Origin of the sequence: Pseudomonas fluorescens (assembly GCF_018614655.1) — a bacterium.
Lineage (GTDB): Bacteria > Pseudomonadota > Gammaproteobacteria > Pseudomonadales > Pseudomonadaceae > Aquipseudomonas > Aquipseudomonas fluorescens_BX.
The window spans coordinates 1-26,649 of record NZ_JAGGOG010000004.1 but is presented as its reverse complement, the minus strand read 5'-3'; the positions used below and the strand labels follow the sequence as shown (position 1 = coordinate 26,649).

The window sequence follows — 26,649 nt, the reverse complement described above, 5'->3', positions numbered from 1 at the left end:
TGAGCGAGCCTGAAATGGCTGGTTCACGGCAGGTATGCCTGCCGAAATGTCGTATTTGAACTGACCGTTCGGACAAAAAACTTCATGCCGATTCGGCATAGGGTAGGCGTTTACGGCATTAGACGTCGCCTCCGTGCATCGGAATAGTTGCGCCTTTTTCGCCTGCCAGTGAGCCATGTCGGTTGACTTGCGGTGACCTTCTACGGGGGCCGATGCACACACTTTTTCGCTCTCGAGCGTTCCAGCTGGCGCATCTGCCTGAGTCCACTTGAAGTAAGGGTAATGACATGAAGAAGGCAAAGCTAAGCCTCGCCTGGCAGATCCTCATCGGTCTGGTGCTGGGGATTGCAATCGGTGCGGTGCTTAACCATTTCAGTGCCGAAAAGGCCTGGTGGATCAGCAACGTCTTGCAGCCTGCTGGCGATATCTTTATCCGCCTGATCAAGATGATCGTTATCCCGATCGTGATTTCGTCGCTGATTGTCGGAATCGCAGGTGTTGGTGATGCGAAAAAGCTCGGTCGGATCGGTGTAAAAACCATTCTTTACTTCGAAGTCGTCACCACTATCGCCATTGTGGTCGGTTTGTTGTTGGCCAACCTGTTCCACCCTGGTGCCGGTATCGACATGAGTACGTTGGGTACCGTCGATATCTCCAAGTACCAGGCGACTGCCGCTGAGGTTCAGCATGAGCATGCGTTCATTGAGACCATCCTCAACCTGATTCCGTCGAACATCTTTGCCGCCGTTGCTCGTGGCGAAATGCTGCCGATCATCTTCTTCTCCGTGCTGTTCGGCCTTGGCTTGTCGAGCCTCAAGCCAGAGCTGCGCGAGCCTCTGGTCACGATGTTCCAGGGCGTGTCCGAAAGCATGTTCAAAGTCACCCACATGATCATGAAGTACGCCCCTATCGGTGTATTCGCGCTGATCGCGGTGACCGTTGCCAACTTCGGCTTCGCCTCCTTGCTGCCGCTGGCCAAGTTGGTGATCCTGGTTTACGTCGCCATCCTGTTCTTCGCCTTTGTGGTTCTGGGATTGATCGCTCGCCTGTTTGGCTTCTCGATCATCAAGGTGATGCGCATCTTCAAGGATGAGTTGGTCCTGGCTTACTCCACCGCCAGTTCCGAAACCGTGTTGCCGCGCGTGATCGAGAAGATGGAAGCCTACGGCGCGCCGAAGGCTATCTGCAGCTTCGTGGTACCCACCGGCTACTCGTTCAACCTCGACGGTTCGACCTTGTACCAGAGCATCGCCGCGATCTTTATTGCGCAGCTGTATGGCATCGATCTATCGATTGGCCAGCAACTGATGCTGGTGCTGACCCTGATGGTCACCTCCAAAGGCATCGCCGGTGTTCCGGGTGTGTCGTTCGTGGTGCTGCTGGCCACCTTGGGCAGCGTGGGTATTCCGTTGGAAGGCCTGGCATTCATCGCCGGTGTCGACCGCATCATGGACATGGCCCGTACCGCACTGAACGTGATCGGCAACGCCCTGGCGGTGCTGGTTATCTCTCGCTGGGAAGGCATGTACGACGATGCCAAGGGCGAGCGCTACTGGAACTCCCTGCCACACTGGCGCACCAAACAAGTCCTGCCAGCTGGCGAGGCTACTCGCGGCTAATAACGCGATGTCTGCCTGACCTGAACAAACCCCGGGAAATCCGGGGTTTGTCGTTTCTGTCAGCCCCGCTATCATTCGCCCCATCTTTCGGGGGATTTAACTGATGCTCAATGGCCTGTGGCTTGGCTTCTTTGTCGTGGCAATGGTGTCAGCACTGGCGCAATGGTTGATTGGCGGTAACGCCGGGATCTTTGCGGCGATGGTGGAAAGCATTTTCGCCATGGCCAAGTTGTCGGTAGAAGTAATGGTGCTGCTGTTCGGCACCCTGACCTTGTGGCTGGGCTTTCTGCGCATCGCCGAGAAAGCCGGGATCGTCGACTGGCTGGCCAAGGCCCTGGGGCCGTTGTTTCGGCGCCTGATGCCGGAAGTACCCGCCGGCCACCCGGCCATCGGCTTGATCACCCTGAACTTTGCCGCCAACGGCCTGGGCCTGGACAACGCCGCGACGCCTATCGGCCTCAAGGCCATGAAGGCGCTGCAAGAGCTCAACCCCATCCCCAATACCGCCAGCAACGCGCAAATCCTATTCCTGGTGCTTAACGCGTCCTCCCTGACCCTGCTGCCGGTGACCATCTTCATGTACCGCGCCCAGCAAGGCGCGGCCGACCCGACGCTGGTGTTCTTGCCGATCCTGCTGGCCACCAGCGCTTCGACTTTGGTGGGCCTGTTATCGGTGGCCGTCATGCAGCGCCTGCGGCTGTGGGATCCGGTGGTGCTGGCCTATCTGATTCCGGGGGCATTGGTGCTGGGCGGTTTCATGGCGTTGCTGGCGACGCTGTCCGCCACAGCCCTGGCTGGCCTGTCATCGATCCTCGGTAACCTGACGCTGTTTGGCCTGATCATGTTGTTTCTGGTGATCGGTGCGCTGCGCAAGGTGAAGGTCTACGAGGCATTCGTCGAAGGTGCCAAAGAAGGCTTCGACGTTGCCAAGAACCTGTTGCCTTATCTGGTGGCGATGCTCTGTGCGGTAGGCGTATTACGGGCCTCCGGCGCGCTGGACTTCGGCCTGGAAGGGATTCGCCATGTGGTGGCCTGGACCGGTATGGACACCCGCTTTGTCGATGCGTTGCCGACGGCGATGGTCAAGCCGTTCTCGGGCAGTGCGGCGCGGGCGATGTTGATTGAGACCATGCAGACCCAGGGCGTTGACAGCTTCCCGGCGCTGGTGGCAGCGACGATTCAGGGCAGTACCGAGACCACGTTCTATGTGTTGGCGGTGTACTTTGGGTCGGTGGGCATTCAGCGGGCGAGGCACGCGGTGGGGTGTGCGTTGTTGGCGGAGTTTGCTGGTGTGGTTGCCGCTATCGCGGTGTGCTACTGGTTCTTCGGTTAAGGCTTCAATTGCTTTCGCGAGCAAGTCGAATCGTCGCACCGCCGCTCCCACTTGCTCGCGAAAGGGCCCTCAGCGTTTGGGCGCTGTATATTGCCTTGTCCCACCACCCAAGCCACCACCTGCTTGTTCAGCGCATCCCCAGCCTGACCAAACCCTGCAACCACCGCCGGGACTTTGGTATCACTTACCGGCTGGCGCACTTCAAACCGCCGGCTGGCAATAATCCGCTGATCACCGGCTCGCACCAGCCGCGCGTCCAAGCGAATCACCACCTCGACCGCCCCGCCCCGGTACTCACTCTGGAATGCCTGCAACTGCCCGCCTAACTCAAAGTCGGCTTGCAGATTGGTGTCATCGGTGCTGAGCAGCGTCACCCGCCCATCCCGCTGGAACCCATCCAGTAGACGATTACGCAACAGCACCGGCGCCGGATCGCTCCAGCGCGAATTTGCATAACTGCTGATCAAGTCACCCTGAGGCACCACGGCAATGCGTGGGCTGTCGAGGAATTCGCTGGTCTGTGGCTTGGCCAGGCGCAGCGACCAGGACACAGGTGTGCCATGGGTGGCGACCTGGGCCGAAGGCAACCGGTAGACGTCCGACGGGTCGGCCTTGGGCAAGATCGAGCAAGCGCTGACCAAGGCCAGGGCTACAGGGACGATGACGCGGTAAGCACGCTTCATGGCGTGAACTCCTTGTTCTTGTCGCTGCCCAGCAGATAACCGCTGGGGTTGGCTTCCAGGCGGCGGGAAATGGCCCGCAGCGAACCCAGGGTATCGCGCAGCTCGCGCACGGCCGGGGCCAGTTCGTTGAGGCCCTGCATGCCGCTGTTCAGGGAGTCCTTGTTGTCGGTCAGCAAGGCATTGATGGTCGCGGTGCTTTGTTCCAGGGACTGCATGGCCTGTTCGGCGCTGCCAAACACTTGCTTGCCCTGCTCGTTGAGCAGGCCGTTGGCGTTGCGCATCAGGGCGGTGGTCTGCTCCAGTGTGGCGCTCGCCTGCTTGCTGACTTGCGTCAATTGCTGCATGACGACCTTGATATCGCCACGCTGATCGGCAATCGCCCCGGTGGTTTGTTGCAGGTTGTCCAGGGTCTTGCTGAGCCGGTCGACGTTGTCCCGGGAGAACATGCGGTTGGCGTTGTGCAACAGCAGGTTGATGCTGGTCATCAGGTCGTTGCTGTTATTCAACAGGCGCGCAATCGGCGACGGCGAGGCGATGATTTGCGGCAGCTCGCCGTCCTTGCCCTGGAGTTCCGGGCTTTGTGGCGTACCGCCGCTGAGCTGGATGATCGAGGTACCGGTGATGCCGGTCAGTGCCAGCTTGGCCTGGGTGTCTTCCTTGATCGGCGTCTGCCCGGCCAGGCGGATGCGTGCCAGTACCCGGCGTGGATCCTTGGGGTCCAGGCGCAGGCTGGTGACGTCACCGACCTTGATCCCGCTGTACTGCACGGCGCTGCCCTGGGACAGACCGCTGACCGCTTCGTTGAAGATCACTTCGTAATCCTGGAAGGCGCTGTCGACGCTGGACTTGGCCAGCCACAGGCCGAACAGCATCGCGCCGACCACCACCAGTACGCTGAACAGGCCGATCATCACATGATGGGCTCGGGTTTCCATGTCATACCTCGTTGAGCTGTTTAGCGGCATCCAATGCCGCGCGGCCGCGTGGGCCATGGAAGTATTCGTGAATCCAGGGGTCGTCCGTTTCCGAGACGACATCGATGGCGTCGGCCACCAAGACTTTTTTCTGCGCCAGCACCGCCACTCGGTCGGTGATGGTGTACAGCGTGTCGAGGTCATGGGTGACCAGGAACACACTCAGGCCCAACGCATCGCGCAGGGTCAGGATCAATTGATCGAATTGCGCCGCGCCAATGGGGTCGAGGCCGGCGGTCGGCTCATCAAGGAACAGGATGTCCGGGTCCAGTGCCAGTGCCCGCGCCAGGGCCGCACGCTTGATCATTCCGCCGGAGAGCGAGGCCGGGTACTTGTCGGCGGCTGACAGTGGCAGGCCGGCCAAGGCCAGCTTCACCGCCGCCAGGTGTTCGGCGTCGGGACGGCTGAGGCCGGCATGTTCGATCAGTGGCAACGCGACGTTTTCCGTGACCGTCAGCGAGGAAAACAGTGCGCCCTTCTGGAACAGCACGCCGAAACGCCGCTCCACCAGCGACCGCTCGTGTTCCGAAAGGCTGGGCAAATTTTGCCCAAACACCCGCACTTCCCCTTCGCTGGGCCGGCGCAGGCCGATGATGCTGCGCAACAGCACCGACTTGCCGCTGCCGGACCCACCGACCACGGCCAGGATCTCACCCTTGTATAAATCCAGGTCGAGGTTTTCGTGGACGCTCTGGGCACCGAAGCGGTTGCACAGACCACGGACTTCGATCACCGCCTCGGCAGGCGCACGATGTACGCGATTCACCAGCCCATCTCCATGAAGAACAAGGCGGCGACCGCATCCAGCACGATCACCACGAAAATCGACTGCACCACGCTGGAGGTGGTGTGGGCACCCACCGACTCGGCACTGCCGCTGACCTTGAAGCCTTCCAGGCAACCAATGGCGGCAATCAGGAAGGCGAAGATCGGCGCTTTGACCATGCCCACCAGGAAATGCTGAACGCCAATGTCCGATTGCAGCAGCGAGAGGAACATCGCCGGTGAGATATCCAGGGCCACGGCGCAGACCACGCCACCGCCGACAATCCCCGAGAGCATCGCCAGGAACGTCAGCATCGGCAGCGCCACCAGCAGCGCCAGCACGCGGGGCAGCACCAGCAACTCCATCGGGTCGAGGCCCAAGGTGCGGATAGCGTCGATTTCTTCGTTGGCCTTCATCGAGCCGATTTGTGCGGTGAAGGCGCTGGCGGTACGGCCGGCCATCAGGATCGCAGTGAGCAATACCCCGAATTCCCGCAGGAAAGAGAACGCCACCAGGTCCACGGTGAAAATGCTTGCGCCGAAACTGGCCAGCACCGTGGCACCGAGAAACGCCACCACGGCGCCCACCAGAAAGGTCAGCAAGGCAACGATGGGCGCAGCGTCCAGGCCGGTTTGTTCGATATGGGCAACCATCGGCGTCAGGCGCCAGCGCTTGGGCCGGAAAACGCCGCGGGCGAAGGTTTCCAGGATCAGGCCGATAAAGCCCAGCAGTTTCATCGCGTCTTGCCAGACCGTATCCACTGCCCGGCCGATACGCGCCAGCACTTGAATGCCGACGGCTTCTTCTGGCTCTTTGACGGGCACGCAGAAATCGTTCAAGGAGCGGTAGACGGTTTTGAGCAGCGCACGATCGGCGATGGAAAGGTTGCAGTCGGTGTGTTCGGCCGATTGCTCGAGGCGCTCGGGGCCGAGCAATTCCACCAGCAACGAAGCGCCAGCAGTGTCCAGGGCGCCAAGGCCGTTCAGGTCGATGCGAGTGCTGGCGTCATATTGGCCATCAAGGATTTCGGACAGTTTTTTCAGGTTGCTGTAGTGGGCCAGAGTCCAATCCCCCGTAACCCTGAGCTGCGCAGGGTGGGCGGAGGTGTCCAAATGGGCGTTACCGGCGGTTGTGCTGCTAGTCATAAGCTCCGTGCTTGTTTGGCTACTACACAGTTCCTACGTAATAGCACGATCCAGCCTACTTTGGCGCGTCTGTCGTCGTCGTGTCAGTCACCTTGAAGCGCAGCACGCCGATCACTTGCCCGTCTTCGGTCAGCACCTGAACTTGCCAGCGCCCTACTGCGTCGGGTGGGAAATTCTGCTTGTGGGTCCAGGCTCGATAGCCTTCCTTGCGCCCACCGTGGATATCCAAGGCGATGCGGTCAACCTCTGTGCCGTTGAATTTCCAGACGTGGTAGATCCGCTCATCCAGGCCGCGCGGTGCATTGATAGCGGTGTAGGCATACAAGCCGCTGCTGCGCAGCTGGCTGGCGCTGACTTCTTTCAAATCATCACCAGGAGTGCGGTCCTGCAATTGGGTGCTGATGGCTACTTCGGTCATCCACAGGGTCGCGGGCGGGACCCAACTGCGCAGGAACCAGCCGGCGCAACCGATGGCGGCGGTCACGGCCAGCAACATCGCCCAACCGCGCACGCTGCGCAGGGGCAGGCTGACGGCGAGGCTCGGAATCGACAACGCCATCGCCACACCGAGCGCCAGCTTGTAACTCTCGGCGGTGGTCAGGTGCAGGATGATCGGTAATGCGGTGAGCAGTGCCGCAAACAGGGTCAGGGTGTGCAAGGCCAGGAACAGTGAGCGCTTGGGTGCCAGCCATTTGTAATACAACGGGTCGATGATCGATACCAGCGCCGCCGCCCCCAACAGGCCGGTGAAAACCGATTGGCCACTGTTCCAGGTGGTGGTGACGAAAAAGAACGGCAGCACGAAAAACAGGCTTTCCTGATGAATCATTTGCGTGGCGTAACGCAGCAGTGGCTCGGGGATTTCCCGTTTGAAGACTTTACTGAACAACTGGGTGAAGCTGTTTTCCAGCATCAGCCATAACCAGCTCACCAGCATGATGACCGCGATCCAGCTGGCCATACCCTGTTGGCGATCCACCAGAATGAAGCTGCCCACACCCGAGATAAAACCGCCGAGCGCAATCACCCCTGGGTAGCGCTTTATCAGTTCCAGGATGCGCTGGATGTAATGGGTCAGGGTAGGCATTCGGCGGTTCACAGTCGTTGTAGGAAAAAATCCCAGACAGAATAACGCCTTAGCTGTTTTGTCGGGGCTTCATTACGCAATTCCTTTGCGATAACGGCGGATGCCGAGCAACACAATCGCAATCAGCCCGAGTACGCCCCCGGTGATCCAGCTCAGGGCGTCGTAACTGAACAAGGGTTTCTCGATGCGCCAGTACCCGGGCTGCTTGAAGAGCTGGCGCATGGCCTGGTTGGTTTGTTCAAGGCTGACGGCCTTGAGACGTTTGACTGGATCGCTGAAGTGCCCGTCGGCGTAGTCGCCCGAGGCGCTCCAGTAATAGTCAGCCAAGGCACTGTTGCCCTGCACCGCCCAAGCCTGGCGCGCGATGGCAGCCTGTTGCAGGCGAGCGAACGTGGCCGGGTCGAGGCCGTCCTTGAGCAATTGGGCCCTAAGTGTTTCCAGTACCTGCTCGGCCTCGGGCAGTTTTTCCCGGTCAAGGTCGGCATTGAGGCTCTGGAAACCCACGCCGCCCAGCACTTCTCGCTCGGTCCAGGGACCGTAGGACAAGCTGTGCTTGAGCCGCAACTGGCGATACAGCGCCCAATCCAGGTAGTCCTTGAGCAGGTCGTAGGTTTCATCGTGCTGGTCATCCAGTACCGGCTCGGGGAGCAGCCAGTGCAGCTTGGCACCGTCGCCGACCCAGCCGTGGATCAGATCGCGATGCGTTGCGGCCGCGTGTTGGATTTCTGGCAGCGGGCGATGCTCGGTGGGGTCAACCGGGTCGAGTTGGCCGTAGGTGCGCTCCAGGTAGGCCGGCAGCAGCTTGTCGAGGTCGCCGACGATGATCAAGGTCATGTTGTTTGGGGCGTACCAATCCTGGCGCAGCTTTTCCAGTTGGGTGCGGGTCAGGTGGTCGACCTCGGCACGTTCGGCGCATTTGAGACCCAGCTCTACGGCCAGCTGGTTACTGGCGCTGTGGCCCAGGTCCTGGCGGTCCAGCAGGCGTTGCAAGTGTGAATAGTGGCCGCCGTCTTCGCGCTCGACGACTTGCTTGGCGGTGGTGATTGCCGCATCGGTCAGTTCGGTGCGGGTCAGGATCGCCAGCAACAGGTCCAGCACCTTGCGCTGATTTTGTGCGGGGGCTTCGATGACGAAGGTGGTGTCGGCGTTGCTGGTGTAGGCGTTCCATTCTCCGCCCAGGGCTTGCATCCGCTCCTCCAGGGCGCCTTCGCCGCCACCGTCGATACCGCTGAACAACAGGTGTTCCAGCAGGTGCGGCAGCTCTTTGTCTTCGCAACTGAAGTCATCCAGGCCCACACCCACCACCAGGCGAATGGCCACATGCCCGCGCTCGGTGCCCGGTTTGAGCAGCAGTTGCAGGCCGTTGGGCAGCGTATAGCCTTCGACCTGCAGGCGATCGAAGGCAAAGGAGTGTGCTGATCCCATCAGCAGGCAGGCGAGTAGCATGCGACGCATAAGCAGGTCCCTGGCAGAGAGTGTGTTTCTCCCGTCAGCTATAACTGACTTCTGTGTCGGCCGGACGTTCAGGGCGAATGGGTGATATCGGTCATATTGTCCGCCCCCAGTGCTCCGGTCTCGGAGGTTTCCAGTACCACATAGGCACTGCTGCAGAACAGCGAGTTCAGACGTTTCATGTCGGCTATCAGCTCCAGGTGCAGGGAACTGGTCTCCAGGCTTTGTACGATTTTGCGTTGCAGGCGGCTGACGTGGGCGTGAGCCAGGCGCCGCTCCTGGGCGCGGAACCGGCGCTTTTCCCGCAGCAGTTGCCGGGCGCTTTCCGGGTCGGCACTGAGGAACACCGAGAGGCCCAGGCGCAGGTTGGCGATCAACTGTGTTTGAAGGCCCGCCAGTTCTTCCAGGCCGACTTCGGAAAACGAGCGGCGCTGGGAGGTCTTTTGCTGCTGGACCTTGCGCAACATGCGCTCGATCAGGTCCCCGGCCAGTTTCAGGTTGATCGACAGTTCGATGATCTCGGCCCAGCGGCGGCTGTCCTGTTCGCTGAGGTCTTCGCGAGGCATTTGCGCGAGGTAAAGTTTGATGGCGCTGTAGAGCGCCTCGACGTCGTCGCTCAGGCTGCGTATTTCCTGGGTGATGGCGGTCTGCTTGCCCCGCAGCACTTCCAGCATTGCGGTGAGCATGTTGTCGATCAGGTCCCCCAGGCGCAGGGTTTCGCGGGCCGCGTTGGCCAGCGCCAGGCTCGGGGTGGCCAATGCCGTCAGATCCAGGTGGCGCGGCTTGGCCAGGCCGTTGACCTCTTCACGCTCCGGCAGCAGCCAGGCGCACAGGCGGGCCATCGGACCGATGGTGGGCAACAGAATCAGGCAGCGGGTGACGTTATAGAGCAGGTGAAAGGAGATCACCATGCCTTGGGGGCTGTAGTCCAGGCTGTCCATCCACTTCACCAGCGGATCGAGGACCGGAATGATCAGCAGTAAGCCGATCAGCTTGTACAACAAGCTACCCAGGGCCACTTGGCGACCGGCGGCGTTCTGCATGCTGGTGCTGAGAAACGCCAGCACGCCGCTGCCGATGTTGGCACCGATCACCAGGCCGATGGCCACGTGCAAGCTGATAACTCCCGCGCCGGCCAGGGTGGCGGTCAGCAGGACGGCGGCCAGGCTGGAGTAGGAAATCATTGCGAACAGGGCGCCGATCAGAGCGTCGAGCAAGATATCCCCGGTCAATGAAGCGAACAGGACTTTAACGCCCTGTGCATGGGTAATGGGGCCGGCGGCTTCGACGATCAATTGCAGCGCGAGGATGATCAGGCCCAGGCCGATACCGACTCGGCCCATCTGCCCGGCTCGGGTCTGTTTGCGGGACAGGAAGAAAATCACCCCAAGAAAAATCAGCAGCGGCGACAGCCAGGACAGGTCCAATGTCAGCACCCGGGCCATCAGCGCGGTCCCGACGTCAGCGCCGAGCATGGTTGCCAGGGCGGGCACCAGCCCCATCAGGCCCTGGCCGACAAAGGAGGTCACCAGCATTGCCGTAGCGTTACTGCTTTGCACCATGGCGGTCACGAGGATGCCGGCGATAAACGCCAGCCAGCGCTTGGACATGTTCTGCCCGATGACTTGGCGCAAGTTGGAACCGTAAACCCGCAGGATGCCGGTCCGGACGATGTGCGTACCCCAGATCAACAGGGTCACGGCGGAAAGCAGATTGAGCAGGGTCAGCATGCTCGGCCCCCTGTATTGAGTCGTGCCCCATCGGGGCAAGTAATAGTGCCGCGTGCTGTGCTACGTCTTGTACTTAAGCTGTAGTTGGCGAATGGGCTCTGCGCCAGCATCGCATAGCTAAAGATGGGATTGAAACAAAACTGTCATGAAATCAGCTTTTTGCAGATGAAAAAAAGGGGCTCTGTAGGAGCGAGCTTGCTCGCGAAGAGCGTCAGGACACCGCGTTTAACCAGACAGTACGCGGTATCGTTGACGACCTTCGCGAGCAAGCTCGCTCCTACAGGGAGCCCCCAGCTTATTGACCCGGAATGTCCTTGCGCAGTTTCACCGGGTCCTGCTGTTTCTTCTTTTTCGCGATGGCGGTGCGCATCTTGATGTTCACCGCTTCTACGGCTAGGGAGAAGGCCATGGCGAAGTAGACGTAGCCTTTCGGCACGTGAACGTCGAAGGCTTCGGCAATCAGCACGGTACCCACCACCAGCAGGAACGACAGCGCCAGCATCTTCAACGACGGGTGTTTGTCGATGAATTCGCTGATGGTGCCAGCGGCCAGCATCATTACCAGTACGGCGACGACGATCGCGGCCACCATCACCGGGACGTGGGACACCATGCCGACGGCGGTGATGACCGAGTCCAGGGAAAACACGATGTCGATGATCGCGATCTGGATGATGGTGTAGATGAACTTGCCACCGGCGCCTTTCGGCTCGTCCTGGGTTTCGTCTTCACCTTCCAGGGCGTGGTACATCTCCTGGGAGCTTTTCCACAGCAGAAACAGGCCACCGAAGAACAGGATCATGTCGCGGCCGGAAATACCCTGGCCGAGAACCACGAACAGATCGGCGGTCAGTTGCATGACCCAGGTGATCGACAGCAGCAACAGGATTCGCGTGACCATGGCCAGGGCCAGGCCGAAGATCCGGGTGCGCGCCTGCATATGCTTGGGCATACGGCTGACCAGGATCGAAATCATGATGATGTTATCGATGCCCAGGACGATCTCGAGAGCCGTCAGGGTGAAGAAGGCAATCCAGATTTCCGGATTGGTCAGCCATTCCATGTGTATTCCTTTGAGCAAGTGTTAACCGCGCCAGCTGAAGCGCCGCGCGGTGATTCGGTACGATTATAGAGTGCTGAACAGCGGAAAAATCCCCATCAGCAACGCGGCGAACATTATGCACAGGCATACCAGCACTGCCCACTTGAGAGTAAAGCGTTGGTGATCACCGAATTCGATACCGGCCAGGGCCACCAGCAGGTAGGTCGAAGGCACCAGCGGGCTCAGCAGGTGTACGGGTTGCCCAACGATCGAGGCGCGGGCCATTTCCACGGCGGTAATACCGTAGTGGCTGGCGGCTTCGGCCAGTACCGGCAATACGCCGTAGTAGAAGGCATCGTTGGACATGAAGAAGGTGAACGGCATGCTGACGAGCGCAGTGATTACCGCCAGGTAAGGACCCATTGCCTCTGGGATTACCGCCAGCAAGCTCTTGGACATGGCGTCGACCATGCCGGTGCCCGACAAGATGCCGGTGAAGATACCGGCGGCGAAGATCAGCCCGACCACCGCCAATACGCTGCCGGCGTGGGCGGCGACGCGGTCTTTCTGCTGCTGCAGGCATGGGTAGTTGACGATCATCGCAATACTGAAGGCCACCATGAACAGCACCGGCAACGGCAACAGGCCGGCGATCAGGGTGCACATCAGGGCGAAGGTCAGGGCGCCGTTGAACCAGATCAGCTTTGGACGGCGGGCGTCCGGATATTGCGAGACGCTGATTTCGCTGTGGTCGATTTCATCGCCCTGCAAGTGCAGTTCACCGAGGCGTGCACGTTCGCGCTTACCATACATGTAGGCAATCACCAGGATCGCCACCACGCCAGCGAGCATCGCCGGGATCATCGGCACGAAAATGTCCGACGGGTCCACGTGCAAGGCACTGGCGGCACGGGCAGTCGGGCCACCCCAAGGGGTCATGTTCATCACGCCGCCGGCGAGGATGATCAAGCCGGCCATGATCCGCGGGCTCATGCCGATGCGCTGGTACAGCGGCAGCATGGCGGCCACGCAGATCATGTAGGTGGTGGCGCCGTCACCGTCAAGGGATACCACCAGTGCCAGTACGGCCGTACCGACCGAGACTTTCAGCGGGTCGCCCTTGACCAGCTTGAGGATCTTGCGCACGGCCGGGTCGAACAGGCCAGAGTCGATCATCAAGGCAAAATAGAGGATGGCAAACATCAGCATCACGCCAGTCGGCGCGAGCTTGGTGATGCCTTCGAGCATCATCGGGCCGATCTTCGGTGCAAAACCACCGAACAGCGCGAACAGTATTGGAACAATGATCAGAGCGATTAGCGCGGACAGGCGCTTGGTCATGATCAAGAACATGAACGTGATGACCATGGCAAAGCCAAGGAAAGTCAGCATAGGAATACTCCAGGCGTAGCGCGGCTAGGGAATGGCGAACCGGTTAGGGGTCAGCGCAGAACGAAAAGCGCGAGGCGTACGGGTGGGGTCGGGGCGAACAGGCGGGTACGAGGGGACATCGGGAATCACCATTGTTGTTGTTAACAACCGGTCTGTTGCCGGTAGTGGGAGGCGATCCTAGACCCGGAAGCTTTCAGCCAGCTTTCGCTGAGCAAACAGGCGACGGGGAGTAATCTGACGAATTGATGAGCCTGGGAGGTGGAAAATGAGCGAGCAACACGCTGGTGGCTGCCATTGCGGCAGCGTGCGTTACCGGTTCGATGGACCGTTGGTGGACATTGCCCATTGTCACTGTTCGATTTGCCGGCGTGTCAGTGGCGGGCTGGTGACGACCTGGATCACCCTGCCCCGATCAGCGTTCACCTGGGTCGCCGGGCAGCCTGCGCAGTACGATTCTTCAGCGACGTGCACGCGATATTTCTGTTCGAATTGTGGGGCGCAGTTGGCGCTGGTGACACAACTGAGCCCGGAGAGCATCGATGTGACTATCGCGACGCTGGATTATCCTGAGCGGGCACCGGCAGATCGGCATATTTGGGTGGCGAACCGATTGCCGTGGTTGCATCTGGATGAGCAGTTGCCGGAGGAGCATGGCGAGGCGTTGTAGACGGTGTTGTTGGGGCGATAAGTTGAAGCGTACACGGTCAAATGTGGGAGCGGGCTTGCTCGCGAAAGCGGTGTGTCAGGCACTGAATCTGCGACTGATGCACCGCTTTCGACTTGCCTGCGATGCCTTCAAGGCAATTCCAATCCACCGGCCGCTTTGTGCAGCGCACGCAAGTGTTCGCCCAGTTGCTTGAGATTGGCTTCGCTCGCGGCAATCTGCGCTGCACGGGACGGATCAAGCAGCGCCCTCACCTCTTTATCCAGGTCGCCGGTCAGCAACTGCAGCTGCTTCTGGCGCGAGGCGCTTTCCGACTCCAGACGTTGCGACTCGACGGGCTGCGGCAGGCCGTAACCACGGCTGCCGAGCAATTCCGCCGGGCGACTGAGGAAGCCGCTATTGGCGAGGATCTGCTGCAAGGTGGCATTGGCCTTGTCCATCCCGCCGTTCTTCAGCTCCCGGGCGCCGAGGTAGCGTTGCTTGACCTCATCCTGAGCCAGCATCAGTTGCCGGCGGAAACTTGCCTGCTCCAGCAGCAGCAAGGCGGCGCTGGTGCGCAGGTCGGCCTTATCGAACCATGGGCGACGCTCTTCGGCGCTTAGCGCCAGCCAGTCTTCGACCTGGGTCTGTTGGATGGGCAGGTGTTTGCGCAGCACCTCGAACATCGCCTGGTAACGCTCGCGGAAGGAATCGAAGTGATAGCCCAGGCGCAGTGCCTCTTTAGGGTCGTCCAGCACGCTGGTGTCGGCCAGACCCCGGCCCTTCAGCACTTCCAGCAAACCGTTGGGGGTGATGTTGTCCAAACCGGTCAGTTGCGGGTTGGCGCTGCCGCTGCGTAACAGTTTCAGGCCCTCCACCGCGCAGTTGTTGGAGAGGAAGAAGTAATTACCGTCGTAGCTCCAGTGCATCTCAGCGGCGTGCTCGACAGTGTCGTTGATCTCCTGGCGCGTCAGGATCAGCGGTACCGAGGCCAGGCTACGCAGTTCGGTCTTGGTGTATTCGTCGATCACCTGGGCCAGCGGCAGCACGAACAGGCGTGATGGGTACTTGCCCACCAGGCCATCCCAGCTCGACAGTTGTACGTCACCAACGAAGGCGCGGTAGGACAACACCAGGTGTTGGTCCAGATCCAGCCGACAATCCGGGCCTCGGGGCCGGCCTGGCGCGCAGATCACCAGGCGCAACATGCTGTGGCCCCAGCGGCTTACCAGGTTCTGGTTGGCTTCGGCCAGCAAGTAGTCGATGGCGTATACCCGTTCCGGGTCGACCTGGCCGAGGGGTGTTTTGGCGAAATCATTACCGGCATTGAGGAAGGCGAACGTCTTGGCGCAGGTGTCCTTGGCCGGCGGCGCCCAGCCGAAGTGTTCCTGGTAATAGCGATACAGCGCGGGGCGTCGGCAGGCGTAGCTCGGGTCAAGAAGGAAGTACTCCATGTTGACCGCGACGAACTCCAGAGGGCTGGTGGTTTCGTAGATGTCCGGGCTACGCGCGACCTGGTGGTTGTTCTGTTCGCGTTCGCCACGGCGGCCGACATATTGCGGCCAGCCGGCCAGGTCCAGCAGGCGTGGGTCATCGCTGAGGGTGAAACGGCGGTCATTTTGGCCACGGCATTGATCGGGCAGGCCAATCAGGCCGGTGATGCTGTTCTGTCGGCTGCAACGCTGGATCAGCGTGCGGTCGGCGCTGGACCACAGGCGCGCGCGGTCGTAGATGTGGGTCAGTTCATGCAGCACGGTGGCAAGCATTTCCCGGCGCACGGTGCCGTGGGGGCGGTTGGTCTGTTTAGTTGCGGCGCTGCCGTCGGTGAGGCTGGCCAGCAGGTTGCGGTTCAGGTCCAGTTCGGACACCAGCGAAGCCTGGCCGTAAGCGTTTGCGGGCATGTTGTTGGTCCAGCCGACGTCGATACGTCGGTCCAACTGCTCGATGAAGCGCGGCGGCAGGGATTGCATGGCTTCATCCAGCAATGCCTGGCTGGCCTGCTGTTCGGCAGGGCTCAAGCCATCAGTCTTGAGCCGCAGTTGCAGGCTGGCCTGGGCTGCGCTGGCACACAGCAGCACAGTCCCGGCCAGGAGCCAGGCTGCGAGGCGCCTCACAGTGCGAGGATGGCTTCGGCGAGGACCTGATCACTGGCGTCGCGGGCTTCGGGCACACGGGTACGCAGGGTATCGAACGCGGCTTCCAGTTGGGCGCCGCGAATGTCGCCGTGGGTGGCAACGAAACTGGCGGCGTCGTCGTGGGCTTCGCGCACGACTTTGGAGTCACGGATGGAAGTGGTGGTGTCCGAAGTGAAATCAATGGTGCGGCCAAAGGCACGAACAATGATGTTACTGGTGGCCACCAGGGTTTGCGCCTGGGCAACGTCGGTCAGCAACAGCAGGCCGAGGGCGGCGGCGATCAGCGGTCTACGCATGGGGTGACTCCGAAACATGAAGATGATTATTGGACGAGAATTGCTTGGGCCAGTTCAAGGTCACTGGCTTTAAGTTTTGGCTGGGTGCGACGCAGATAGTCCAGCGCTGACTCCAGTCGGGCTCCCCGCCATTGGCCGTCAGTGGCAATGAAAGCAGCAGCGTCATCCTGGGCGGCCAGTATCAGTTTATGGTCGAACGGTGCGGAGGTCACTTTGCTGGTGGCATACGCACTGACAACGACGCTCTGGGTGGACAGGTCAAAAGCCAGGGCCGTTGACGACCAGCAGGCAGAAAGCAACACGGAAACGATCAACAGGCGGTATGAAAAAGCCATGGGACTCGACAACTGAAAACGAGCGCCAAGGCTAGCGTAATGCCCGGACGAGAGCCAGCGGCGTCGAATCAGGGGGCGGTTGGCGCCCCCTTCGTTCCAACCTTCGGTCAGATGGCCAGGATGGCCTGGGCCAACTGTGCGTCAGTGGCGGTGTTCAGTTGTGGGGCCTGTTGGCGGATCTGTGCCAAGGCGCTTTCCAGTTTCACGCCGCGAATGGCGCCTTCGCTGGCAACAAAGCTGGCGGCGTCGTCACGGGCGGCGCGTACGACCTTGTTGTCACGCAGGGAAGAGGTTGCATCGGAGCTGGCGTCGGAAGTGGCTTTTAACGCGCCGACAATCGAATCCGTGGTCATGATCAGGCTGGAAGCGTTGGCGTTGGCAGCCAGGACCAGCAGCGCAGCAGCGCTCAGCACGCGAAGACGGGACATAGGGTGACTCCTGTAAATGAACGAAAGGTGGCGCACAGCTGCCACTGTTAAGCGGGACGTTGTTGCCATTGGGCATCAGACGGCCGTTCTACAGGGTTCGCCACATGGTGACAGGATATTAAGCTGCCGTTTATCCATTCGGATAGTCCGTTGGTGCGATTACTCCCGCCAGAAGGGCCTGGACACATCGGCCATGGCGGTCTGGAGCACCCTGTGGGGAGAGTCAGGCTTTACCTGGTCAGATACACCAAAGCTAAATTGTACTGGTTTTTTGTTTTGTTTTTTAAACTGTACTTGTCGCTGTGCAAGCCATCTGCACGCGACCCGAAATTCAGGTCCCAGAAACAACAAAACCCGCCTCCGGTTACCCGGGGCGGGTTCTGCTACAACAATTCGGGATGCTGGCGGTGGACCCGGTGGGTCAGGGCCAGCGGACGCTAATTAGCGCCAGAACGGCTTGCTCAGCTCTTCGTAGCGTTGAGCTTCGCTGATACCGGCGTCAGCCAGCAGACGCGAATCCAGACGAGCCAGTTGATGGCGGCTGGAGATGCGGCGCTGCCACAACATCAGGTTGGCGAGAACGCGCAGAGGCAGGGAAGCCTGGGTGTTTACAGCTTTTTCTTCGAAGAACAGATCGGAACTGAGTGTACGTTCCATGATGACATCCTTCCGCTTGTGGCGGGATTAGGTAGTGGTTTAACTGATGCCAATGATCCTCCTCCCGCGCAAGACTCTCTAGATACAGTTCACCTGTATTGTGAGGGGGCAGTTAACTGTTTATAAGGGCTGTACTGTACGGAAATGGGGCAACTGTACCTATCTGCACTTAAATGGTGCGAAGTTGGCATTTTTCGAAGGGTATGTGGGATTTTTCGGTAGGAAATGACCAGTACAGCAGTACAGTTTTTTGAAAATACCTCGGTGGCAAGCACGGGCTGAAGAAAGTGTATTTGCATCAGCCCGGATCTGTATCAATCAAGCCTTCAACATGCGCCCGGTTTCTTCCAGGTTGATGTGCCAGCTCAATGCTTCGCGCAGGATGTGCGGCGTGTGACCGACGATTGCACAAGCAGCAGTGAAGTAGCTGTTCAAGGCGTCCCGGTAATCAGGGTGCACGCAGTTATCAATGATGACCCGTGCCCGTTCCCGTGGCGCCAAGCCCCGCAAGTCCGCCAAGCCGATCTCGGTGACCAGGATGTCGACATCATGCTCTGTGTGGTCGACATGGCTGACCATCGGCACCACGCTGGAAATCGCCCCACCCTTGGCAATCGACTTGGTGACAAAGATCGCCAGGTGCGCATTGCGGGCGAAGTCGCCCGAGCCGCCAATCCCGTTCATCATCCGCGTGCCGCAGACGTGAGTGGAGTTGACGTTGCCGTAGATATCGAACTCCAGCGCGGTGTTGATGCCGATAATGCCCAGGCGGCGTACTACCTCAGGATGGTTGGAGATTTCCTGGGGGCGCAGTACCAACTTGTCTTTATAGCGTTCCAGATTGCCAAACACGTCGGCATTACGGCGCTCCGACAAGGTGATGGAGCTCCCCGAGGCGAAGCTCAGCTTCCCGGCGTCGATCAGGTCGAATGTCGAATCCTGCAGTACTTCGGAGTACATGGTCAGGTCTTCGAACGGCGACTCGATCAGGCCGCACATCACCGCGTTGGCGATGTTGCCGATGCCGGCTTGCAGCGGGCCGAGCTTGTTGGTCATGCGGCCGGCGTCCACTTCCTGCTTGAGGAAGTTGATCAGGTGATTGGCGATCCACTGGGTGTCGTGGTCAGGCGGAGTCACGGTGGACGCGGAGTCCGCTTTGTTGGTGATGACGATAGCGACGATTTTTTCAGGCGGAATCGGGATCGCGGTGCTGCCAATACGGTCGTCGACCTTCACCAGCGGGATCGGCGTGCGGGTGGGACGATAGGTCGGTATATAGATGTCGTGCAGGCCTTCCAGGTTCGGATTGTGCGCCAGGTTGATCTCAACGATCACTTGCTTGGCGAAAATCGCGAAACTGGCGGAGTTGCCCACTGAGGTCGTCGGAACAATATGCCCCTGCTCAGTAATCGCCACGGCCTCGATCACGGCGATGTCTGGCAGTTTGAGTTGATTGTTGCGCAACTGTTCGACGGTTTCCGAAAGGTGCTGGTCGATAAACATCACTTCGCCGGCGTTGATCGCCTTGCGCAAGGTGCTGTCAACCTGGAACGGCATGCGCCGCGACAGTACGCCAGCCTCGGTCAGTTGCTTGTCCAGGTCGTTGCCCAGGCTGGCGCCGGTCATCAGAGTGATTTTCAGCGGTGAGGTCTTGGCCCGTTCGGCCAGGGCGTGAGGCACGGCCTTGGCTTCACCGGCGCGGGTGAAGCCGCTCATGCCGACGGTCATGCCGTCCTCGATCAGTGCAGCGGCATCAGCCGCGCTCATGACCTTGTTCAACAGCGAAGGCAAGCGGATACGATCACGGTGCATGGATGGTTATCTCGGGCTACGGAAGCAAGATGCGCAGTCTAGTGATTTCAAAAAGTTTCGTCCCGCTACCATGGTCGAATGCCGGGCGGCGATTTAGAGCCTTCTGTCGGGTTTTCAGCGGTAATAAAAAACCCCAGCCTACTAAAGGCCAGGGTTTTGGGTATTGCGCTGGCGCAGTGTTTATTCGACAGCTTTAACCATATCTTCGATGACCTTCTTGGCATCGCCGAAGACCATCATGGTTTTGTCCAGGTAGAACAGTTCGTTGTCCAGGCCGGCATAGCCGCTGGCCATCGAGCGCTTGTTGACGATGATGGTCTTGGCCTTGAACGCCTCGAGAATCGGCATACCGGCGATCGGCGAGTTGGGGTCGTTCTTGGCGGCCGGGTTGACCACGTCGTTGGCGCCCAATACCAGCACCACGTCGGCCTGGCCGAACTCGGAGTTGATGTCTTCCATCTCGAACACCTGGTCGTAAGGCACTTCTGCCTCGGCCAGCAGTACGTTCATGTGGCCGGGCATACGACCAGCGACCGGGTGGATCGCGTACTTCACGGTCACACCGCGGTGGGTCAGCTTCTCGGTCAGCTCCTTCAGGGCATGTTGCGCACGGGCTACCGCCAGGCCGTAGCCCGGAACGATGATCACGGTGTCGGCGTTGGTCAGCAGGAAGGTGGCGTCGTCCGCTGAGCCGGATTTCACCGGGCGTGCTTCTTTCGATCCTGCAGGGCCTGCGGCATCCGTCGTGTTGCCGAAACCGCCGAGCAGCACATTAAAGAAGGAGCGGTTCATCGCCCTGCACATAATGTAGGAGAGGATCGCACCGCTTGAGCCCACCAGGGAGCCGGCGATGATCAACATCGAGTTGTTCAGCGAGAAGCCGATGCCTGCTGCTGCCCAGCCGGAGTAGCTGTTGAGCATCGAGACAACTACCGGCATGTCGGCACCGCCGATCGGGATGATGATCAGCACGCCCAGCACAAATGCCAATGCCAGCATCAGTGCGAAGGCACTGAGGTTGCCGGTGAACATGAAAGTCAGGCCCAGGCCCAGCGTGGCCAGGCCCAACACCAGGTTCAACTTGTGCTGGCCGCCGAACTGTACGGGGGCGCCCTGGAACAGTCGAAACTTGTACTTGCCCGACAGCTTGCCGAAGGCGATCACCGAACCGGAGAAGGTGATTGCACCAATGGCCGCACCAAGGAACAGCTCCAGGCGGTTACCGGCTGGAATCGAATCCCCGAGATGTTTGACGATGCCCAGGGACTGCGGCTCGACCACGGCAGCGATGGCAATAAACACTGCAGCCAAGCCGATCATGCTGTGCATGAAGGCCACCAGCTCCGGCATCTTGGTCATTTCCACACGCTTGGCCATGATCGAGCCAGCGGTGCCGCCGACCAGCAAACCGACGATGACATAGCCGATACCGGCTGTTGCCAGCTCGGCGCCGAGCTTATAGATGAGGCCTACGGTAGTGAGGACCGCCAGCGCCATGCCGAGCATGCCGAACAGGTTGCCGCGCCGCGAAGTGGTCGGGTGCGACAGGCCTTTGAGGGCCTGGATAAAGCAGATCGACGCGATCAGATAGAGCGTCGTGACCAGATTCATACTCATGACGATTGCACCTCTGCTTTAGCCTTGGGCGCTTTCTTCTTGAACATCTCAAGCATTCTGCGAGTAACAAGGAAACCACCGAATACGTTCACCGCGGCGAGGGCCACGGCCAGGGTGCCCATGGTCTTGCCCAGCGGCGTCACGGTGAGTGCGGCAGCCAGCATGGCGCCGACGATCACAATCGCCGAGATGGCGTTGGTCACGGCCATCAAGGGCGTGTGCAGCGCAGGTGTCACGTTCCAGACCACGTGATAACCGACATAAATCGCCAGCACGAAGATGATCAGGTTGTAGATACCGGGGGAGATAAGCTCTTCCATCGTCTGAATCCCTGCTTAGGCGTTTTTGCGGATGACTTGGCCGTCGCGGCACATCAGGCACGCGGCGACGATGTCGTCTTCGAGGTTGATTTCAAACTGCCCTTCCTTGGTGAAGACCAGCTTCAGGAAGTCCAGCAGGTTGCGCGCATACAAAGCGGAGGCGTCGGCTGCGACAGCGCCCGCCAGGTTGGTCGGGCCGCAAATGGTCACGCCATTTTCGACGACAACCTGGTCGGCCACGGTCAGCGGGCAGTTGCCGCCTTGAGCTGCCGCGAGGTCGATGACCACGCTGCCAGGCTTCATCTGCGCGACGGTTTCGGCACTCAGCAGTGTCGGAGCTTTGCGACCGGGAATCAGGGCCGTGGTGATGACAATGTCGGCTTGCTTGGCGCGCTCGTGTACGGCCAGGGCTTGACGCTGCATCCAGCTGGCGGGCATGGGGCGGGCGTAACCACCGACACCGACGGCGCATTCGCGCTCTTCATCGGTTTCGTAAGGTACGTCGACGAACTTGGCCCCGAGGGATTCGATCTGTTCTTTCACCGCCGGACGCACGTCGGATGCTTCAATGACGGCTCCCAGACGTTTCGCCGTGGCAATCGCCTGCAGACCTGCCACTCCGGCGCCAAGGATCAACACGCGAGCGGCTTTTACCGTACCAGCGGCGGTCATCAGCATCGGCATGAAACGTGGGTAGTGGTGAGCGGCCAGCAACACAGCCTTATAACCGGCGATGTTGGCTTGGGAGGACAGTACGTCCAGGCTTTGCGCACGGGAAGTACGTGGCGCCGCTTCAAGGGCGAAGGCGGTGATGCCGCACTCGGCCAACTTGGCGATGGTTTCATTGCTGAACGGATTGAGCATGCCCACCAGTACGGTGCCGCTTTTGATCAGTGTCAGTTCGCTGTCGTTGGGGGCAACCACTTTGAGGATCAGCTCTGCGCCAAGCGCGTCGCTGGCACTGCCAATGGTGGCGCCTGCCGCCTCATAGGCACTGTCGACGACACTGGCATTGACGCCTGCGCCGCTTTGTACAGTGACCTTGTGGCCCTGGCCGATCAGCTTCTTGATGGTTTCCGGGGTTGCAGCAACCCGCGTTTCACCGGTCTGGGTTTCGAGAGGAACACCAATGTGCACGTCAAATCTCCTGCATGATCTTTTTGCTTTTGATTTTGTAAAAAGGCCAGTGCACCGCGAGTGGCACATCTGGGGCGGCCGATCAGCACGATCCCGCTGAAATGACAGCGGGGCGCGGCATTTTGCAGGCGAACTTTACGGCCTTCAAGGGATTATGACGTGTGACGAAAAATTAACTACAAGTCACCCTGTGACTGATTGTCGCAACACTTCGAAATAACCTCTTTAAATACAGGTGTTTAAAGGGTTGTAGGTGAATGCAGAGGTTTTCTCCATGGCCACTATGAATAAGCGAGTATTGGGCCCGAATAGGGGCTATAAGCCACGTAGTCAGTGGGTTGTCCGCTGATTTTAGGCGGACAGGTACAGTCTGTTGAATTGCGACATATACGTATATCTGTAGGCTTTAGAATTAATTGACTACAAGGTCAATAAACATGAATCTCCCTTTAAACATTGGGGTTGTAGCGCTGTGACTGGTCCATCAGCCAGTCCCTGAATGCATGTAGAGAGGCTGATTCGACCTTCCTTTCGGGAATCATCAGGTAATAAGCCTTGGAGCTGGTCAATACTTGAGGGCTGGCGACCACCAGGTGGCGCTCGCTTAGCTCTCGTTGAATAAGGAAGGGCGGTATCAGTGCGACTCCCATGTCATGCATGGCTGCCTGGGACAGCATGGAGAATAGCTCGTAGCGTGGGCCTGTCATGTCGCGCGGAACATTCAACTGCTGCGCGTTGAACCACTGGCGCCAGGCGTAAGGTCGGGTGGTTTGCTGCAGAAGAGGCAGCTCGGCGATTTCCTGCGGGCTGAAATGTGTTCGGTCCCCCAGCAAGCGTGGGCTGCACACGGGAAGTGGGTTTTCTCCCATAAGTCTATGGGATTCGGTACCGGACCAATCGGCGTCGCCGAAGTAGATCGCGGCGTCGAATTCGGTATCGGCGAACAGGAAGGGCCGTGTGCGATTGGTGAGGTTGACGGTGACTTCCGGGTGTTGGTGCTGGAAATCCTTAAGGCGGGGGATCAACCACTGGGTGCCGAAGGTTGGGACCACGGCCAGTTCGATGACATTGGTGCCCTGCTGACCCATCACGGACAGCGTATCCCGCTCCACGGCATCCAGTTGCGTAGCGACTCGGCGGCTATAAGACAGCCCGGCTTCTGTCAGCTTCACCCCGCGGCGAGAGCGCCGAAACAGCTCGACACTCAAAAATTCCTCAAGGCTGGCGATCTGTCGACAGATGGCGCCTTGAGTGATGGAGAGCTCCTGTGCGGCCTTGGTAAAGCTCTCATGGCGGGCTGCGGCTTCAAAGCTGACCAAGGCTGTGGTGCTGGGGATCTTTCTACGCATGTACCGTACCCTCACTAATAGAGCGCATATATGCCCTTTTGAATTGTTACGGAGTGAGAAATTAGCACAAGGCTATGCAAAAACCTCGTTTGCCCTCCTCGCCTGCCGGGCCTAGGCTCCATGCACGACTTTTGGTTTTACTTCGCGAGGGTTTTCTCATGGGTGGCAAGGCAAGCTTCAACTGGATCGATCCACTGTTGCTGGATCAACAGCTCACTGAAGAAGAACGCATGGTGCGCGACAGCGCCGAGCAGTTCGCCCAGGACAAGTTGGCGCCTCGTGTCCTGGAAGCCTTCCGCCATGAAAAGACCGATCCTGCGATCTTTCGCGAAATGGGCGAAACCGGCTTGCTCGGTGCGATGATCCCGGAGCAATACGGTGGTAGCGGCTTGAACTACGTCAGCTACGGTTTGATCGCCCGGGAAGTGGAGCGCGTCGACTCTGGTTATCGTTCAATGATGAGTGTGCAGTCTTCACTGGTCATGGTGCCTATTAATGAGTTCGGCACCGAAGCGCAAAAGCAGAAATACCTGCCGAAACTGGCCTCGGGCGAATGGATTGGCTGTTTTGGCCTGACCGAACCTAACCATGGCTCTGATCCTGGCGCGATGATTACCCGTGCGCGCAAGGTGGACGGCGGCTATAGCCTCACCGGCAGCAAAATGTGGATCACCAACAGCCCGATTGCTGATGTGTTCGTGGTCTGGGGTAAGGACGACGCCGGCGACATCCGTGGCTTTGTACTGGAAAAGGGCTGGAAAGGTCTGAGTGCTCCAGCGATTCACGGCAAGGTCGGCCTGCGCGCCTCGATCACCGGTGAAATCGTTATGGATAATGTGTTTGTGCCGGAAGAAAACATCTTCCCGGATGTGCGTGGCTTGAAAGGTCCGTTCACTTGCCTCAACTCGGCGCGTTATGGGATTTCCTGGGGCGCGCTGGGGGCTGCGGAGTTCTGCTGGCATACGGCGCGCCAGTACACGCTTGATCGCCAGCAGTTTGGGCGCCCGTTGGCGGCTACTCAATTGATCCAGAAGAAGCTGGCAGATATGCAGACCGAGATCACCCTGGCCTTGCAAGGCTGCCTGCGGTTGGGTCGTATGAAGGATGAGGGGACGGCTGCGGTTGAGATCACTTCCATCATGAAGCGCAACTCGTGCGGCAAGTCCCTGGATATCGCGCGTATGGCGCGTGACATGCTTGGGGGGAACGGTATCTCTGATGAGTTCGGGATTGCCCGTCACTTGGTCAACCTTGAGGTGGTGAATACCTACGAAGGTACCCATGACGTGCATGCGCTGATCCTGGGGCGCGCGCAAACCGGCATTCAGGCGTTCTATTAATAGGAGGACGACCATGGGCGCGCTATCGCACCTGCGGGTACTGGATTTGTCGCGTGTACTGGCGGGCCCTTGGGCTGGGCAGATTCTGGCGGACCTTGGGGCTGAGGTGATCAAGGTCGAGCGACCTGGTAACGGCGATGATACCCGTGCGTGGGGGCCGCCTTTCCTCAAGGACGCTTACGGTGAGAATACCAGTGAGGCGGCGTACTACCTGTCGGCCAATCGCAACAAGGAGTCGGTGACTATCGACTTCACGCGTCCGGAGGGGCAGAAGTTGGTGCGCGACCTAGCGGCGAAGTCGGACATCCTGATTGAGAACTTCAAGGTGGGTGGCCTGGCGGCTTATGGGTTGGATTATGAGTCGCTGAAGGAGATCAATCCTGAATTGATCTATTGCTCGATTACGGGGTTCGGCCAGACAGGCCCTTACGCCACGAGAGCGGGTTACGACTTCATGATTCAGGGGCTTGGCGGACTTATGAGTCTGACCGGTCGACCTGAGGGTGATGAGGGAGCCGGGCCGGTGAAGGTGGGCGTGGCGCTGACCGATATCCTGACAGGGCTCTACTCAACGGTTGCGATTCTGGCGGCTATGGCACACCGCGATCATGATGGCGGTGGCCAACATATCGACATGGCCTTGTTGGATGTGCAGGTGGCTTGTCTGGCCAACCAGGCAATGAACTACCTGACCACAGGTGTCCCTCCAAAGCGGTTGGGCAATGCGCATCCGAATATCGTGCCTTATCAGGATTTCCCCACGGCAGATGGTGACTTCATCCTGACGGTGGGTAATGACGGGCAGTTTCGCAAGTTTGCTGAGGTGGCTGGGCAGCCGCAGTGGGCGGATGATCCGCGGTTTGTCACTAATAAGCTTCGGGTCGCCAATCGGGCGGTGCTGATTCCATTGATTCGTCAGGCTACCGTATTCAAGACGACGGCTGAGTGGGTGGCGCAACTTGAGCGAGTGGGCGTCCCTTGTGGGCCTATCAATGATTTGGCACAGGTGTTCGCCGATCCGCAGGTGCAGGCTCGCGGTTTGGCTATTGAGCTGCCTCATGCGTTGGCGGGTATGGTTCCCCAGGTAGCGAGCCCTATCCGCCTTTCCAAGACGCCTGTTGAGTACCGAAGTGCGCCTCCCTTGCTGGGTGAGCACACTCGCCAAGTGTTGGAGCAAGTGCTGGGGCTGTCGCCTTCAAGTGTTGCAGTGTTGAGGGAGGCTGGGGTCATCTGATTCGGTTCTTCTATATAGAGAGCGGATGACGCTCTCTATATAGAAGAGCTGCTCGTTTCTTAACCATTCCTAAGTAATTGATAGAAAAGCAAAATTAGGGGTTGACGGCAGATTCTGGAAGTC

At 59.5% G+C, this 26,649-nt stretch carries 24 protein-coding genes; 5 read left to right on the top strand and 19 right to left on the bottom strand.

Going from position 1 to position 26,649, the window contains the following annotated elements:
* The first annotated feature begins 287 nt into the window (after nt 1-287).
* Complete coding sequence (gene gltP, locus J7E41_RS04995; protein WP_214990559.1) at nt 288-1,619, top strand: glutamate/aspartate:proton symporter GltP; 1,332 nt, start codon at nt 288-290, stop codon at nt 1,617-1,619.
* 103 nt (nt 1,620-1,722) lie between these two features.
* Nucleotides 1,723-2,952, top strand: a complete 1,230-nt coding sequence (locus J7E41_RS04990) for a nucleoside recognition domain-containing protein (protein ID WP_155586000.1) — start codon at nt 1,723-1,725, stop codon at nt 2,950-2,952.
* Here J7E41_RS04990 and J7E41_RS04985 read toward each other — a convergent pair.
* The 9 genes from J7E41_RS04985 to J7E41_RS04945 all read right to left on the bottom strand — a co-directional run bounded on the left by J7E41_RS04985 (nt 2,949) and on the right by J7E41_RS04945 (nt 13,223).
* Nucleotides 2,949-3,635, bottom strand: coding sequence for an ABC-type transport auxiliary lipoprotein family protein (locus J7E41_RS04985; protein ID WP_214990557.1), 687 nt, complete (start codon nt 3,633-3,635; stop codon nt 2,949-2,951). The two genes, J7E41_RS04990 and J7E41_RS04985, sit on opposite strands and share 4 nt — an antisense overlap.
* Nucleotides 3,632-4,570: an MlaD family protein gene (locus J7E41_RS04980; protein WP_214990555.1), complete on the bottom strand. Its 939-nt coding sequence runs from the start codon at nt 4,568-4,570 to the stop codon at nt 3,632-3,634. Before J7E41_RS04980 ends, J7E41_RS04985 begins: the two co-directional genes overlap by 4 nt.
* A 1-nt stretch (nt 4,571) precedes the next feature.
* On the bottom strand, nt 4,572-5,375 hold the full coding sequence (locus tag J7E41_RS04975; RefSeq protein ID WP_214990553.1) for an ABC transporter ATP-binding protein: 804 nt from the start codon (nt 5,373-5,375) through the stop codon (nt 4,572-4,574).
* Nucleotides 5,372-6,520 (bottom strand): ABC transporter permease, encoded by a 1,149-nt coding sequence (locus J7E41_RS04970; protein WP_214990551.1) that lies wholly within the window; start codon nt 6,518-6,520, stop codon nt 5,372-5,374. Before J7E41_RS04970 ends, J7E41_RS04975 begins: the two co-directional genes overlap by 4 nt.
* A gap of 55 nt (nt 6,521-6,575) precedes the next feature.
* Nucleotides 6,576-7,607: a DUF5924 family protein gene (locus J7E41_RS04965; protein WP_214990549.1), complete on the bottom strand. Its 1,032-nt coding sequence runs from the start codon at nt 7,605-7,607 to the stop codon at nt 6,576-6,578.
* Between the two features lie 72 nt (nt 7,608-7,679).
* Nucleotides 7,680-9,062: a M16 family metallopeptidase gene (locus J7E41_RS04960; RefSeq protein ID WP_214990547.1), complete on the bottom strand. Its 1,383-nt coding sequence runs from the start codon at nt 9,060-9,062 to the stop codon at nt 7,680-7,682.
* Nucleotides 9,063-9,130: 68 nt separating this feature from the next.
* The gene (locus tag J7E41_RS04955) at nt 9,131-10,789 is read right to left on the bottom strand and encodes a Na/Pi cotransporter family protein (protein ID WP_214990545.1); all 1,659 of its coding nucleotides are present in this window, start codon (nt 10,787-10,789) and stop codon (nt 9,131-9,133) included.
* A 295-nt stretch (nt 10,790-11,084) separates the two neighbouring features.
* Nucleotides 11,085-11,852, bottom strand: coding sequence for a TerC family protein (locus J7E41_RS04950; RefSeq protein WP_214990543.1), 768 nt, complete (start codon nt 11,850-11,852; stop codon nt 11,085-11,087).
* Nucleotides 11,853-11,915: 63 nt separating this feature from the next.
* Nucleotides 11,916-13,223: a CitMHS family transporter gene (locus J7E41_RS04945; RefSeq protein WP_214990541.1), complete on the bottom strand. Its 1,308-nt coding sequence runs from the start codon at nt 13,221-13,223 to the stop codon at nt 11,916-11,918.
* 265 nt (nt 13,224-13,488) lie between these two features.
* Between J7E41_RS04945 and J7E41_RS04940 the strand changes: the two genes are divergently transcribed.
* Nucleotides 13,489-13,890, top strand: coding sequence for a GFA family protein (locus J7E41_RS04940; RefSeq protein WP_214990539.1), 402 nt, complete (start codon nt 13,489-13,491; stop codon nt 13,888-13,890).
* A 128-nt stretch (nt 13,891-14,018) separates the two neighbouring features.
* Here J7E41_RS04940 and J7E41_RS04935 read toward each other — a convergent pair whose 3' ends face one another.
* The 10 genes from J7E41_RS04935 to J7E41_RS04890 form a co-directional block, all read right to left on the bottom strand.
* Nucleotides 14,019-15,980, bottom strand: a complete 1,962-nt coding sequence (locus J7E41_RS04935) for a DUF4105 domain-containing protein (RefSeq protein WP_214990537.1) — start codon at nt 15,978-15,980, stop codon at nt 14,019-14,021.
* Nucleotides 15,977-16,297: a DUF2388 domain-containing protein gene (locus J7E41_RS04930; RefSeq protein ID WP_214990535.1), complete on the bottom strand. Its 321-nt coding sequence runs from the start codon at nt 16,295-16,297 to the stop codon at nt 15,977-15,979. Before J7E41_RS04930 ends, J7E41_RS04935 begins: the two co-directional genes overlap by 4 nt.
* Before the next feature lie 26 nt (nt 16,298-16,323).
* Nucleotides 16,324-16,632 (bottom strand): DUF2388 domain-containing protein, encoded by a 309-nt coding sequence (locus J7E41_RS04925; protein ID WP_214990533.1) that lies wholly within the window; start codon nt 16,630-16,632, stop codon nt 16,324-16,326.
* Between the two features lie 107 nt (nt 16,633-16,739).
* Nucleotides 16,740-17,060, bottom strand: a complete 321-nt coding sequence (locus J7E41_RS04920; protein WP_214990531.1) for a DUF2388 domain-containing protein — start codon at nt 17,058-17,060, stop codon at nt 16,740-16,742.
* A gap of 441 nt (nt 17,061-17,501) precedes the next feature.
* Nucleotides 17,502-17,717, bottom strand: a complete 216-nt coding sequence (locus J7E41_RS04915; protein ID WP_003214752.1) for a DUF1127 domain-containing protein — start codon at nt 17,715-17,717, stop codon at nt 17,502-17,504.
* A 318-nt stretch (nt 17,718-18,035) separates the two neighbouring features.
* Entirely contained in the window at nt 18,036-19,529 is a 1,494-nt protein-coding gene (locus J7E41_RS04910) for an acetyl-CoA hydrolase/transferase family protein (protein WP_214990529.1), read from the bottom strand.
* A 180-nt stretch (nt 19,530-19,709) separates the two neighbouring features.
* Nucleotides 19,710-21,146: an NAD(P)(+) transhydrogenase (Re/Si-specific) subunit beta gene (locus tag J7E41_RS04905; protein WP_155585985.1), complete on the bottom strand. Its 1,437-nt coding sequence runs from the start codon at nt 21,144-21,146 to the stop codon at nt 19,710-19,712.
* The gene (locus J7E41_RS04900) at nt 21,143-21,466 is read right to left on the bottom strand and encodes an NAD(P) transhydrogenase subunit alpha (protein ID WP_155585984.1); all 324 of its coding nucleotides are present in this window, start codon (nt 21,464-21,466) and stop codon (nt 21,143-21,145) included. The genes J7E41_RS04905 and J7E41_RS04900 overlap by 4 nt, the downstream gene beginning before the upstream one ends.
* A 15-nt stretch (nt 21,467-21,481) precedes the next feature.
* A complete protein-coding gene (locus J7E41_RS04895) occupies nt 21,482-22,603 on the bottom strand; it encodes a Re/Si-specific NAD(P)(+) transhydrogenase subunit alpha (RefSeq protein ID WP_214990527.1) in 1,122 nt (373 codons plus the stop codon).
* A 449-nt stretch (nt 22,604-23,052) separates the two neighbouring features.
* Complete coding sequence (locus J7E41_RS04890; RefSeq protein ID WP_214990525.1) at nt 23,053-23,952, bottom strand: LysR family transcriptional regulator; 900 nt, start codon at nt 23,950-23,952, stop codon at nt 23,053-23,055.
* Nucleotides 23,953-24,110: 158 nt separating this feature from the next.
* Between J7E41_RS04890 and J7E41_RS04885 the strand changes: the two genes are divergently transcribed.
* Both J7E41_RS04885 and J7E41_RS04880 read left to right on the top strand, forming a co-directional pair.
* Complete coding sequence (locus tag J7E41_RS04885) at nt 24,111-25,292, top strand: acyl-CoA dehydrogenase (protein ID WP_029290432.1); 1,182 nt, start codon at nt 24,111-24,113, stop codon at nt 25,290-25,292.
* A gap of 13 nt (nt 25,293-25,305) precedes the next feature.
* Nucleotides 25,306-26,526 (top strand): CaiB/BaiF CoA transferase family protein, encoded by a 1,221-nt coding sequence (locus J7E41_RS04880; protein WP_214990523.1) that lies wholly within the window; start codon nt 25,306-25,308, stop codon nt 26,524-26,526.
* Nucleotides 26,527-26,649 lie beyond the last annotated feature (123 nt).